13 protein-coding genes are annotated in these 12,758 nt (G+C 52.8%); 10 read left to right on the top strand and 3 right to left on the bottom strand.

Annotated elements, in window-relative coordinates:
- Position 1: 1 nt before the first annotated feature.
- Positions 2 to 1,141 (bottom strand): cysteine desulfurase family protein, encoded by a 1,140-nt coding sequence (locus tag ACY430_RS00575; protein WP_462136966.1) that lies wholly within the window; start codon positions 1,139 to 1,141, stop codon positions 2 to 4.
- A 67-nt stretch (positions 1,142 to 1,208) separates the two neighbouring features.
- Here ACY430_RS00575 and ACY430_RS00570 point away from each other — a divergent pair, with 67 nt between their 5' ends.
- The 3 genes from ACY430_RS00570 to ACY430_RS00560 are packed head-to-tail and all read left to right on the top strand — an operon-like array spanning position 1,209 to position 3,577.
- Positions 1,209 to 1,616, top strand: coding sequence for a hypothetical protein (locus ACY430_RS00570; protein WP_462136965.1), 408 nt, complete (start codon positions 1,209 to 1,211; stop codon positions 1,614 to 1,616).
- Positions 1,617 to 1,650: 34 nt separating this feature from the next.
- Positions 1,651 to 2,439: a coenzyme F420-0:L-glutamate ligase gene (gene cofE / locus ACY430_RS00565; RefSeq protein ID WP_462136964.1), complete on the top strand. Its 789-nt coding sequence runs from the start codon at positions 1,651 to 1,653 to the stop codon at positions 2,437 to 2,439.
- Between the two features lies 1 nt (position 2,440).
- On the top strand, positions 2,441 to 3,577 hold the full coding sequence (locus tag ACY430_RS00560) for a cysteine desulfurase family protein (protein ID WP_462136963.1): 1,137 nt from the start codon (positions 2,441 to 2,443) through the stop codon (positions 3,575 to 3,577).
- A gap of 80 nt (positions 3,578 to 3,657) precedes the next feature.
- Here ACY430_RS00560 and argC read toward each other — a convergent pair whose 3' ends face one another.
- Positions 3,658 to 4,692 carry an N-acetyl-gamma-glutamyl-phosphate reductase gene (gene argC / locus ACY430_RS00555; RefSeq protein ID WP_462136962.1) on the bottom strand — a complete coding sequence of 345 codons (1,035 nt, stop codon included), beginning with the start codon at positions 4,690 to 4,692 and terminating at the stop codon, positions 3,658 to 3,660.
- Positions 4,693 to 4,806: 114 nt separating this feature from the next.
- Between argC and gap the strand changes: the two genes are divergently transcribed.
- From gap to ACY430_RS00520, 7 genes are all read left to right on the top strand, one after another.
- Positions 4,807 to 5,817 (top strand): type I glyceraldehyde-3-phosphate dehydrogenase, encoded by a 1,011-nt coding sequence (gene gap, locus ACY430_RS00550; protein ID WP_462136961.1) that lies wholly within the window; start codon positions 4,807 to 4,809, stop codon positions 5,815 to 5,817.
- Positions 5,818 to 5,825: 8 nt separating this feature from the next.
- A complete protein-coding gene (locus ACY430_RS00545) occupies positions 5,826 to 7,016 on the top strand; it encodes a phosphoglycerate kinase (protein WP_462136986.1) in 1,191 nt (396 codons plus the stop codon).
- A 37-nt stretch (positions 7,017 to 7,053) separates the two neighbouring features.
- Positions 7,054 to 8,112 (top strand): class I fructose-bisphosphate aldolase, encoded by a 1,059-nt coding sequence (locus tag ACY430_RS00540; RefSeq protein WP_462136960.1) that lies wholly within the window; start codon positions 7,054 to 7,056, stop codon positions 8,110 to 8,112.
- Positions 8,113 to 8,146: 34 nt separating this feature from the next.
- The gene (locus ACY430_RS00535; RefSeq protein WP_462136959.1) at positions 8,147 to 8,779 is read left to right on the top strand and encodes a peroxiredoxin; all 633 of its coding nucleotides are present in this window, start codon (positions 8,147 to 8,149) and stop codon (positions 8,777 to 8,779) included.
- 96 nt (positions 8,780 to 8,875) lie between these two features.
- Positions 8,876 to 9,442 (top strand): peptide-methionine (S)-S-oxide reductase MsrA, encoded by a 567-nt coding sequence (gene msrA / locus ACY430_RS00530; RefSeq protein ID WP_462136958.1) that lies wholly within the window; start codon positions 8,876 to 8,878, stop codon positions 9,440 to 9,442.
- Between the two features lie 3 nt (positions 9,443 to 9,445).
- Positions 9,446 to 10,948 carry a hypothetical protein gene (locus ACY430_RS00525; protein ID WP_462136957.1) on the top strand — a complete coding sequence of 501 codons (1,503 nt, stop codon included), beginning with the start codon at positions 9,446 to 9,448 and terminating at the stop codon, positions 10,946 to 10,948.
- Between the two features lie 65 nt (positions 10,949 to 11,013).
- Positions 11,014 to 11,646, top strand: coding sequence for an MBL fold metallo-hydrolase (locus ACY430_RS00520; RefSeq protein WP_462136956.1), 633 nt, complete (start codon positions 11,014 to 11,016; stop codon positions 11,644 to 11,646).
- Between the two features lie 27 nt (positions 11,647 to 11,673).
- Here ACY430_RS00520 and gmd read toward each other — a convergent pair whose 3' ends face one another.
- Positions 11,674 to 12,687, bottom strand: coding sequence for a GDP-mannose 4,6-dehydratase (gene gmd / locus ACY430_RS00515; protein WP_462136955.1), 1,014 nt, complete (start codon positions 12,685 to 12,687; stop codon positions 11,674 to 11,676).
- Positions 12,688 to 12,758 lie beyond the last annotated feature (71 nt).

Here is a 12,758-nt window from a genome sequence, read left to right as displayed (position 1 = left end):
TTTACGCGCATTTGCCGCAGGCTTCAATTACGATTTCCACCGCGCGCCGTGTTTCAGCCATTGAGTTGCCCACGCCGAAACTGAACCGGATGCTTGAATGCGCCTGTTCCGGAGAAATTCCCATCTCCGTAAGCACATAGGACGGGGAAGGGTCTGAAGTTGTGCACGCGGAACTTTGAGAACATTTGACGCCCTTTGAGTTAAGAACGGCGGTCAGGTTCGCGCCGTCCACTCCGCCGAACATTATGTTTGAGGTGTTGCAGACACGCCTTTCCGTATCTCCGTTGACTGCGGTGTCCGGAATGGCGGACAGAATTTCGTTTTCAAAAAAATCCCTCATTTCCGCGAGCCGTTTCGTATCCGCGGCAAGAGAGCGTCTTCTTATTTCGGCCGCCGCGCCCATTCCCGCGATTCCCGCTATGTTCTCCGTTCCGGGTCTGAAACCGCCCTCCTGAAACCCTCCGAACAGCATCTGGTTGAGCGTGAGCATGTCTTTGGCGAAAACCGCGCCGCAGCCCGGCGGAGCGTTGAATTTGTGTCCGGTAAAAGTGGCAAAGTCAACGCCGAGAGCGCTTACATCAACCGCCATTTTGCCCGGCGCCTGCGCCGCGTCCGTATGGAGAAGAACCCCGTTTTCTCCGCACAATGCGGAGATTTTTTCAATGTCCTGAATAACTCCTGTTTCGTTGTTGACCCACTGAACCGAAACCAAATCCGCGCCGTTTTCTATCAGTTTTTCAAGTTCCCGCATATCAACAAGCCCGCCGCCGTCAACCCGCGCCAAAGCGATTTCCGCGCCGCCAATTTCCAGATTCGCGCACATTTTCTTCACCGATGAATGCTCAACCGGTGTTGTTACAATTCTTGTTTTTTCGTGTGCGGGGTTTTCTTTCCGCACGGTTAGAGCCATGTTGTTTGCTTCGGTGCCGGAGCTTGTGAACACAACGGATTCTGTCTTCGCGCCCACAAACGCCGCGAAACTGCCGCGCGCGTCTTCAATGGTTTTTCTGATGTTTTTTCCGCAGGAATGGGGGCTTGAAGGGTTGCCCGCGAGTTTCAAAACCTCAACCATCTTTTCCACAACTTCGGGCAAAGCGGGGGAAGACGCATTGTTATCAAGATATATATCGCCGTTTTCCATCAGTCACCCTTTATTTTTTCCGTTAAAATGCTACCATTATAAAAGATTTTTATCAGGAGGTTTCCAGATGAACGGGTTTTCTGCTTTCTCCAGAATGGCGGCGCTTTTGATTGCCGTTATTTTTATCGCTTCCTGTTCCTTTAAAATCCCTTTTCTGGGAAAAGAGGAATCCTCCGGACTTGAAGGTCTGGCTCCGCTGTCTTCTTCGGGGCTGACAACCACAAAGGACGTGCGCGCAGACGTTGTGAAACTCCTTATGAATTCAGACGACACTTCGTTTCTCAGAAACAAAATAATCAGTCTGGAAAAGGGAGATGAAGCGAACTGGACAAACAAAAAAACCGGCAATGCCTTTACTGTCCGGGCTATCAGTTCCAAGCCCGAAGGCGAAGGCGGCTCACGCAAGGTTGTAATATGGGGCAGGAAAAAAGGCGACAGAGAGACTGTGGTCAAAACCTACAGATACTACTACTGACCTTTCTCTCCGGACGCGCCGCCGGTTCCCGCAATTGTCTTCTGAAAAAGTTGTTTTGTCCGCCCTTGAGGGCATGCCTGAGGTCAAATCCGGCGATTGTGTTGCGGGTTTGATAACACAATCTCTTAAACAGTCGGGCGAGAGTCCCCAAAACGGCAATGTTTTTGTCATTGCCCAGAAAATAGTTTCAAAATCCGAAGGGCGCGCCGTCAACCTGCGCGAAGTCACGCCGTCCGCCGCCGCCGAAGAACTCGCGCACGAAGTTGACAAAGACCCGCGTCTTGTGGAAATCATACTTCGTGAGGCGCGAAGGGTTGTGCGCAAAGGTATTGTGCGCGGCGGAAACAGGGAGCCGGGCAAGGGCAGGCTTATAACCGAAACCGCTTCGGGAATGGTTATGGCAAATTCGGGTGTGGATCTTTCAAACACCGGTGGCGAGGATGTCGTTACCCTTCTGCCCGTTGATTCGGACGCTTCGGCGGATTCCATCTCATCAAAACTGCGTGAGACCATCGGCGTTCGCTCTGCGGTAATCATTTCCGACACCGCCGGCAGACCGTGGAGGGAAGGGCTTGTTGACATAGCGATAGGGTGTTCGGGCATCAAAGCGCTTGAGGATTACAGGGGCAAAAGCGACATGCGCGGCGCGACCCTCGTGGCGACCGAAATGGCTGTCGCAGACCAGATTGCGGCGGCGGCGGGCATACTGATGAAAAAGGATTCGGGACTGCCGGTTGTTATTGTGAGAGGGCTTGAATTCAATCCCGAGGGCTCCGGCGCGGGCGAGCTTTTGAGGAAGCCGTCCGAAGACCTGTTCAGATAAAATGGACTCCGTATATCTTGATTACAACGCGACCACTCCGCTTGACCCGTGCGCACGGGAGGAGATGGAAATTTTTTTCGCGCAATCTTTCGGCAACCCGTCAAGCGTTCACTCGCACGGGCGTGAGGCGAGAGCCGCTCTTGACGCCGCGCGGGAGAGGGTGGGGGATTTCCTCGGCGCTGCGCCGTCGGATTTGGTGTTCACAAGCGGTGGTAGCGAGAGCAACAATTTTGCCGTAAAAGGCGCGGCTTTCGCCCGCGAAGACCGGCGGCATATCGTAACCACTGCGGTTGAGCATTCGTCCTGTCGCGAGGTGTTTGAGTTTCTGCGCGCACGCGGGTTTGAGGTAACCGTTGTTCCGGTTGATTCGGACGGCGTTGCCGATATGGATGTGCTCAAAAACTGCGTCAGCAAACGGACTGCGCTTGTTTCGTGTATGCATGTGAACAACGAAACCGGGGTTGTTATGCCGATTGAGAGCGCGGCGGAAATCGCGAAAGAATGCGGCGCTTTTTTTCATGCCGACATCGTTCAGGCGGCCGGAAAAATACCGATTGATTTGGCGTCCCTGCCCGTTGATTTAGCGTCGGTGTCTTCCCACAAAATTTACGGTCCCAAGGGAGCGGGCGCGGTTTTTGCGAGAAAGGGAACCGCGCCGGAACCGCTCATTCACGGCGGCGGGCAGGAAAGGGGCAGGCGCAGCGGCACGGAAAATGTGGCGGCAATCGCGGGCTTCGGCAAGGCGTGTGAGATAGCGTGCGGCGAAAGCACGGCGGATATGGAAAGAGCCGCGAAGATGAGGGACGATTTTGAAAGTTTTGTTCTCTCCCGGATTGAAGGGAGTTGGATAAACGGCGGTTCGGCGGAGCGGGTCGCCAACACTTCAAACTTCGGAATTGACGGGATTGACGGCGAGGCGCTTGTTATCGCTCTTGATATTGAGGGCGTTTCGGTTTCAAACGGCTCGGCGTGCTCCGAGGGCAACGTTGACCCGTCCAAGGTTCTGCTCGCGATGGGACTCGGAGAGGAAAAAGCCGCTTCGTGTCTGCGCGTCAGCGTGGGAAGATTTACGAAAAGCGCCGATATTGAAAAACTCAAGGATGCGCTTGAAAAATGTTTGGCAAGAATGCGGGTGTGAAATTTCAGGGCGGGATGTTTCTACTCCTGAATTAAACGGATAACCCCCATTGCAAAACTCTTTGCCTTTGGAATAAAAACTTACGGAAAAACCGGCGCGGCTTTGAGCCCCTCGTCTTCGTCAAAACCGAACATCAGGTTCATATTCTGAATTGCCTGCCCCGCCGCGCCTTTCACGAGGTTGTCTATGGCGGATATTACGGTCGCGGTTTTGCCGTCACGCGACACCGCGACCCCAATGTCGCAGTAGTTTGATGCCCGCACAGCGGCGGTTGAAGGGTATTTGCCCGCCGGACAGACCCTTACAAAACGGCTGTTTTTGTAAAACTTTTCCGCCGCAGACGCAAGCGCGGTCGCGGTGGTTTTGTTTTTGAGCCGGATATACGCGGTCGTGAGAATTCCCCTGTCCATCGGGATAAGATGCGGAGTGAAGTCCACAACCGTTTTCTTTCCGCGCAAGGCCGAAAGGGTTTCCTCAATTTCGGGCATATGCCTGTGGAAGTTCACTTTGTAGGGTGTTACGGATTCGTTCACTTCTCCAAACATAAGTCCGGGCTGAGGCGTTCTGCCCGCTCCGCTCACTCCGGATTTTGAATCTATAATTACGCGGTCTCCGGTCATCATTTTCACAAACGGCGCGAGAGCGAGAGCCGCGCCCGTCGGGTAGCAGCCCGGATTTGCCACAAAGCGCGCGCGTGCGATTTTTTCTCCGTTGATCTCCGCCATTCCGTAGTGCGCGGTTTTTATGAGTTCGGGGCATGGGTGCGAGCCATACCATTTTTTGTAGCTCGCGGGCGAAATCCTGAAATCCGCGCCGAGGTCAACAACCTTCGCGCCGGTTTTCAAAAGCCGTTTCATTATCCGCGATGAATTTCCGTGCGGAAGCGCGGTGAAGATCACATCAATTCCGTCCGGCAGAAGTTTCGGGTCCGAAGGGCGCAGTTTGAGGTCAGCCGCGCCCGCAAGAGATGGAAATATCTCCGAAACGCGCCTGCCTGCGTTTTTATCCGCAGTCGCCCACACGGTTTTCGCGCCTGTGTGTCCGGCGAGCAGGCGCAACAGTTCGCCTCCCGTGTATCCGCTCGCTCCGAAAACCGCCGCTTTTACTGTTTTCATAAGAGCAGATACTACACGAGGAAGCCCGAAGTGAAAAACCTCCGCGCACCCGTTATTTGAGAGTTTGCGCGACGGGTGATATTATAGAGAACTTCACAGGTCTGAATACTTTCAATGAAAGCCAAGGTGGGAATAAACGGATTCGGCAGAATAGGCCGTAGCGTTCTGAAAGCGGGTCTGCGCGGCGGAAATCTTGATTTTGTCGCCGTCAACGACATCGCCCCGCCGGAAACGCTGGCGCATCTTTTCAAATACGACTCGGTTTTCGGCACTTATCCCGGCGAAGTAACGGCGCGGGACGGCGGAATGGAGGTGGACGGAAAATTCATAAGGATTTTTTCAGAAAAAAACCCGTCCGACATAGATTGGAGCGGGTGCGAAGCAAATATCGTGGTTGAATCAACGGGCATATTCCGAAGCCGTTCCGAAGCCGCCGCACATCTCGGCGGAACCGTTGGCAAGGTTGTGATAACCGCTCCGGCAAAGGGCGAGGTTGACCTCACAACCGTGCTCGGAGTCAACGGCGACAGTTACGACCCCGAAAAACACCACATTATCTCAAACGCCTCATGCACAACAAACTGCTTCAGTATGCTCGTGAAAGTTATTCACGAAAATTTCACCATCAAAAAAGGGGCGATGACGACCGTCCATTCATACACAAGCGACCAGCGCCTACACGACGCCCCGCACTCTGATTTGAGGCGTGCGCGCGCGGCGGCGCAATCCATCATTCCAACCTCAACGGGAGCGGCGGAAGTGATTCAGGTGGTTTTCCCCGAACTCAAAGGCAAACTGTCCGCGGTGGCGATAAGGGTTCCCACCCCGAACGTTTCACTTGTGGATTTTTCATGCGAAGTGAAAAACCCAACCACCGTCGGGGAAGTGAACGGCGCGTTCAAAAAAGCGTCCGGGAGTGAACTTGCGGGGTTTGTCGGCTATCTTGAGCACGAACTTGTTTCAACGGATTTGGTCGGGAGCACGGAGTCTGCGGTTTTTGACCCCTACCTCACATCCGTTACGGACGGAAATCTGGTCAAGGTTATTGCGTGGTATGACAATGAGTACGGCTATTCTTCAAGAGTGGCGGACCTTGTAGCCCTTATCGCGGAGCGCGGAAATTGAAGTCAAAAATGGTCGTTTCCGACCTGTCCGATTCCGAAATACGCGGGAAGAGATTTTTCGTCAGGGTTGATTTCAATGTTCCCATAAAAGGCGGAAAAATCAGCGAGGATTACAGGATCAGGCGCTCTCTGCCGACCATTGACTACCTGATTGAGCGCGGGGCGAAAGTTATTCTCGCGTCTCATCTGGGGCGTCCGGCGGGCAGATTTTCGCAATCCCTTTCGCTTTCGCCGGTGGCGGAGTTGCTTGGCGAGTTGCTCGGCAAGTCCGTGAAGTTTCCGGGCAAGGTTGTCAATGGCGAAGTGGAAAAGCAGGTCGCGTCTCTGGGAGAGGGCGAGGTTCTTTTTCTTGAAAACCTGAGGTTCCACCCCGAAGAAAAACAGTGCACTCAGGAGTTCTGCCGCAAACTTGCCGGACTTGCCGACATCTATGTCAATGACGCATTCGGCACTTCCCACCGCAGACACGCTTCAACCTACGGGGTCGCCGAATATTTTGAGAGAAAACTCGCCGGTTTCGTCGTGGAAAAGGAAGTGGATTTTTTCAACACGCTGATTGAAAATCCCGCAAGACCCTATCTGGTTATTGTGGGCGGGGTGAAAATCAAGGACAAGATAAGAGCGCTTGAAGACCTGCTTGAGAAAGCCGACCAGATTATTATCGGCGGCGGAGTCGCCTACACTTTTCTCAAAGCGCAGGGCATCGGCATCGGGCAGTCAATTGTTGAGGACGAAATGGTTGACTGGGCGCGGAGCACCATGAAGGATTTTGGCGGCAAGATAGTTCTTCCGTGCGACCATGTCGCCGCCGAGGACACGGAGATTTCAAAAAACCCCATTCTTGTTGAGGGCGATATTCCGGACCATCTCAAAGGCTTTGACATCGGTCCCAAGACAATCGTCCAATTCATTTCGCATATAAAGGATAAAAAAACCATATTCTGGAACGGGCCCATGGGGGTTTTTGAGTTTGACGGATTTTCAAACGGCACAACTCAAGTGGCGCGTGCGATGGCGCTGGCAACATGGCGCGGAGCAACAACCGTTGCGGGCGGCGGCGAAAGCATAGCCGCAATACGCAAAGCCGAGGTTCTCGGCAGCGAACTCAGCCACATATCCACCGGCGGCGGAGCATCTCTCACCTTCCTCGGCGGCGAAAGCCTGCCGGGCATCTCCATTCTGGATGAAAAAGAGGGGTGATTGTGGTAATCTCTGCCCAGTCTCCGAACTTATCCCGATGTCGCAAATAGACCGTATAACAGAACTTCTCGGCTCCGAAGCGGACGCGCTTCTCACTCACGAATGCAAGGTTCCGCAAGCCGGTTTGCATTTGCCCGGTCCCGATTACATTGACAGGATTTTCTCGCATACCGACCGCTCGCCCGCGGTTATGAGGAACCTGTCGCAGATTCTCAGGCACGGACGGCTCGGCGGCACGGGCTATGTGTCAATCCTGCCGGTTGACCAGGGGGTTGAGCACTCCGCCGGAGCGTCTTTCGCGCCCGCGCCGGAATATTTTGACCCTGAAAACATCGTGCGTCTCGCCATTGAGGGCGGTTGCAACGCGGTCGCTTCAACTCTCGGCGTTCTGGGCGCGGTGGCAAGAACATACGCGCACAAGATTCCCTTTATAGTCAAAATCAACCACAACGAACTTCTCACCTATCCCGAAAAATACGACCAGACGCTTTTCGGGAGCGTTGAGCAGGCTTTTGACATGGGCGCGGTCGCGGTTGGCGCGACCATTTATTACGGCTCGGACGAAAGCGCGCGGCAGATTGAAGAGATTTCCGGCGCGTTCGCGCGCGCTCACGAACTCGGGCTTGTTACGGTTTTGTGGGCGTATTTGAGAAACTCCGCGTTCAAAAAAGACAAAACCGACTACCATCTTGCCGCCGACCTTACGGGGCAGGCGAACCACCTCGCCGCCACCATACAGGCGGACATCGTTAAGCAGAAGCAGCCCGAAAACAACGGCGGCTTCACGGCTTTGAAATTTGGCAAAACAAGTTCCAGGGTGTATTCGCGGCTCACTTCGGAAAACCCCATAGACCTCACCCGCTATCAGGTTATGAACTGCTACATGGGCAGGATAGGGCTCATAAATTCGGGTGGCGCGTCATCGGGCGGGGACGATTTGCAACAGGCGGTCAGAACCGCCGTTATAAACAAAAGAGCGGGCGGAATGGGTCTTATAACCGGCAGAAAAGCATTTCAGAAACCGATGAAAGAAGGCATCGCCCTTCTTCGCGCGGTTCAGGATGTCTATCTTGAAAAAAGCGTAACAATCGCTTAACATTTCCAGAATTACACAGAGGGGGGCTTGTATTATGTCACTGCAACTTGGCGATGTTGCGCCTGATTTTACTCAGGAATCAACAGAGGGAACAATCAATTTTCACGAATGGCTCGGGGACAGCTGGGGGGTTTTATTTTCGCATCCCAAAGACTTCACTCCGGTCTGCACGACCGAGCTTGGCGAAGTCGCGCGCATAAAAATGGAGTTTGACCGGAGAGGGGTCAAAGTTATGGGGCTTTCCGTGGACAGCGTTGAAGACCATGAAAATTGGAAGTCCGACATTGAGGAAACTCAAGGTTCGGCGGTTGATTTCCCGATGCTTGCGGATGCGGACAAACAGGTTGCGGACCTTTACGGAATGATCCACCCGTCCGCCGATAACACGATGACCGTGCGTAGCGTTTTCATCATAGACCCGAACAAGAAAATCCGTTTGACTCTGACCTATCCGGCAAGCACCGGAAGAAACTTTGATGAGATTTTGCGCGTTCTTGACAGCATGCAGATGACAGACAAAAGCAAGGTGGCGACTCCGGCAAACTGGAAACAGGGGGACGATGTCATCATAATTCCCGCCGTTTCAGACGAAGAGGCGAAAAACCTGTTTCCGAACGGCTGGGACGCGAAAAAGCCGTATCTGCGCTACACCAAGCAACCAGGATAGAGGGGGGAGATTTTGAGAAACTTTGTTTTCAGCACGTTTCTCATTTCCTCTGTCTTCCTGCTTATTTCCTGTGGCGCGGGTCGCGAGGAGCAAGAAATGGGAGTGGAAAAAACTCAAAGTGAATTAGCCGCGCTTTCCGAGCAGTATTCCACCGCGTCTTTCGCGGGCGGGTGCTTCTGGTGCATGGAGCCGCCGTTTGAACGCGCCGACGGAGTGATTTACGTCCATTCCGGCTATCAGGGCGGCGATGAGGAAAATCCCACATACGAACAGGTCTCATACGGGCTTACGGGGCACACCGAAACGGTTGAGGTTTTCTACGACCCGGAAAAGATTTCGTATGAAGAGTTGCTTCAGATTTTCTGGATTAACATAGACCCCACAGACCCGTCCGGACAGTTTGCCGACAAGGGAAAGCAATACAGAACGGCTATTTTCCACCACAACGGCGAGCAGAAGCGCCTCGCGGAAAAATCAAAACAGGAACTTGCCGATTCGGGCAAGTTTTCACAGCCCATAGCGACTCAAATTGTTCCCGCGACCCGTTTCTGGCGCGCCGAGGAATATCATCAGGATTACTACAAGAAAAACCCAATCCATTACGGGAGATATAAAAAAGGGTCGGGCAGGGAAGACTATTTGAAAAAAACATGGGGCAATTAGACATTGCCTGATTCGGGTTTCAGATCCGCATTCTCGCCCGCCCGCGAAGGGCTGAAAGATTTCCGCATTTTTGTTTTTGTTCTTCTGGCGTTCCACCTTGCGCTTGTGTGGTTGCCGGAATTTCCGCCGCTTCAGGACTACCCGATGAGGCTGTTCATCGGTTTTACCGCCTCAACTTTTGACAATCCCGCTTACAACTGGGCTGATTTTTTTGAACTCCGCAACAACTACGGTCCGTATTCTCTCACCTTCTGGTTTCTCCGCTTTTTTGAGCCGTATGTCGGCATAGAGGCGGCGGGGCGGCTGTTTCTCTCGCTCTACGTGTGTCTGGTCGCCGCATTCACGCTGTCCGAATCCCGCGTGCGGGAAAATGTTCCGTGGGTTTTGCTCGCGCTTTTCCCTCTTGCCTTCAACCAGATGTACATAATCGGGCTGATGGGATATTTCATTTCCATTCCGGTTCTTATGCTGGCGCTGAGGCATTTTGAATTCGCCACGGAAAAACCGCTCACTCCGCGCAATTTTTTCACCCATCTACTTTTTCAAGCGGTGATTTTCTTCTGTCATCCGCTTGCCTGCGCAATTTACATCGTTTTTTCGGGAGTGATTTGCCTGTTTAAGCGCGGGTGGCCGTTTTTGCGCGCCATTATTATCACGGGCGGCTTCACGCTGTTTTTCGCGTTTTGGTATATGTCTTCAACTTCACGGGGCTTTGAGTTTGAGCCGCTCTGGTGGCCTTTTTCCATGACCGTGGAATTTTTTCTTCTTATGTTCACCGGAATGAAAATCACGAACGGGCCCGACTGGATTTCCGTTGCCCTGTGGGGCGCAGTGGGGGGTTTTCTTGCGTATGCCGCCGTGCGCGGCGCGAAAACGCGCTTTTCACGGCTTGACCTCACGCTTTTTCTGATTGCCTTGGTGGGCTTTCTCGCGCTTCCGTTCAGCCCCGGCGCGCCTTACACATACTTCAACATACGCCTGGTCGCGGTTGTTTATTTTCTCGGCGCGGTCGTTCTTTCAAGTCTGCCGATGTGCCGTTTCGCGGGGAGGATTTTCGCCGTGTTAATTGTTGCGGCGGCTTTGTGGCAGGGCGTGTTACACAACAAGCTGTCAAACGAAATCGCCGAGGCCCGCCCCGTTATTTCGCGCATGCAGAAAAACTCCGCCGTGCTTCCCGTTGTTGAAGACGGGAAAAGCGCCCACCTTGACCCCGTCTATTTCTATCAGTTTCACGACCATATTCCCGAATACTACCACTTCCTCATCGGCGGCGGCGCGTTCCCGTATTTTATAGACAATTTGCCGGCGTTTCCCATTCACTACAACGGCTCGGAGCGGACGCGGAAAATGCTTGCGGTTCTCGGCTCGGAAAACCCGGCGGATTACGGATGCTGTTACAGATACGTGCTCACACGGGGAGAGAATATAAGCCGTTTTCAGTCTCTGGGGCCGTTCCGCAGGGTCGTCCGCAACGGCAAGTGGGCTCTTTTTGAGATTTCGCCCTGACGCCCCGTAGTTTTTGACGCGCCCCGCCCGCAAGTGTAGTCTATGACCTCAAACGGAGTGGTTATATGATAGTAAAATGCGTACCCGGCGGGATGTTTCTCACAAACTGTTACATACTTGGCGATGAGAATTCGCGCGAGGGTATTTTAATAGACCCCGGCGAGCAGATAGTTGAAATAATGGCGGAAGTTGAGAGCACCGGTCTTAAAATAAACCGCATAATCAACACACACACGCACATAGACCATGTTGCCGGAGTGCAGACCGCGAAGAACATTCTCGGCGTTTCTTTCAGCATTCACGAAAAAGAGCAGCCCGTTCTGGACATTCTTCCCGAGGCGTGCCAAAGGTATCCCGCATTCGGCGATGTTGAGACGCCCGAAGTTGAGGAGTATGTGGAGGAGGGGCAAAAAATCGCCATAGGCGGACTCCAGGCCGAAGTGCTTCTTGTGCCGGGGCACACATGGGGGAGCATCTGCTTTGTTGTGGAGGATGTGATTATTTCGGGCGACACTCTTTTCGCGGGAAGCGTGGGAAGAGTTGACCTGACCGGCGGAACGACAATGGGGGAACTTGTGGGCTCAATAAATGAAAAATTGCTCGTCTATCCGGATTCATACAGGGTTCTTTCCGGACACGGTCCCGAAACGACAATAGGCATTGAAAGAGAGTCAAACCCGTTTTTGAATTTTTCTTAGTGTCTTTCCGGAGTCCGCAATAATTTTCTAAGGATTTCTCCGCAGTTCACTGACGCACATAATTTCCACCAGTTTTTCAAAAGAAATTTTTGGTTCCCAGCCCAGTTCCGATTTTGCCTTGCCCGCGTCGCCCAGAAGTTCAAAGACTTCGGCGGGACGGAAAAATTCCGGATTTACCCTGACGATTTCCCGACCGGTTTTTTTGTCAATCGCTTTTTCTTCGGTGTTTTCCCCTTCCCAGACAATATCAAACCCGAAATACGGCGCGGCCATGTTCACAAAATCTCTCACCGAATAGTGTTTGCCGGTGGCAAGCACATAGTCCTCCGGTGTTTGCCGTTGCATCATAAGCCACATTCCCTCAACATAGTCTCCGGCAAAACCCCAGTCTCTTTTTGTGTTGAGATTGCCGAGTTCAAGCGCCTTTCCGCCGTTTTTTGTTTCCGCCATTCCGGAGGTGATTTTGCGGCTTACAAACTCTTTGCCTCTCAGAGGGGATTCGTGATTGAAAAGTATTCCCGACACTGCAAAAATTCCGTATGACTCACGGTAATTTACCGTTGTCCAGTGTCCGAAAAGTTTTGCCACCCCATAGGGACTGCGCGGATAAAACGGGGTTTTTTCCGTCTGCGGAGACTGCCGTACTTTGCCGAACATTTCGGAAGTTGATGCCTGATAAAACTTTATTTCGGGGTTTATCTGTCTTATGGCTTCCAGCATTCGTAAGACCGACACGCCGGTTACTTCGGATGTTAAAAGCGGCAGTTCAAATGATGCGGCGACAAAAGATTGCGCGGCGAGGTTGTATATTTCAGATAATTCAAACTTCTCAATCGTTCTGTAGATATTTGTGAGTTCCCCCATTTCAAGATAAATGATTTCAACCTTATCCAGAATGCCGAGCTCTTCCAGCCGCCACAAAGAGCCGCGTGAGTTTCTACGGTCTCCGCCGATAACGCGGTAACCTTTTTCCAGCAGAAGTTTCGCCAGATAAGCGCCGTCTTGTCCGGCTATTCCTGTTACGAGGGCGGTTTTTTTCATTTTGACAATGCCTTACGGAATTCTCCGTGCGGACACGGAATACAAATCCATAATACAACAGGCGGTTTTAT

This window comes from Candidatus Mycalebacterium sp., assembly GCF_977828045.1.
The sequence above is the reverse complement of the archived record's forward strand: the minus strand, read 5'-3'. Positions and strand labels throughout refer to the sequence as shown.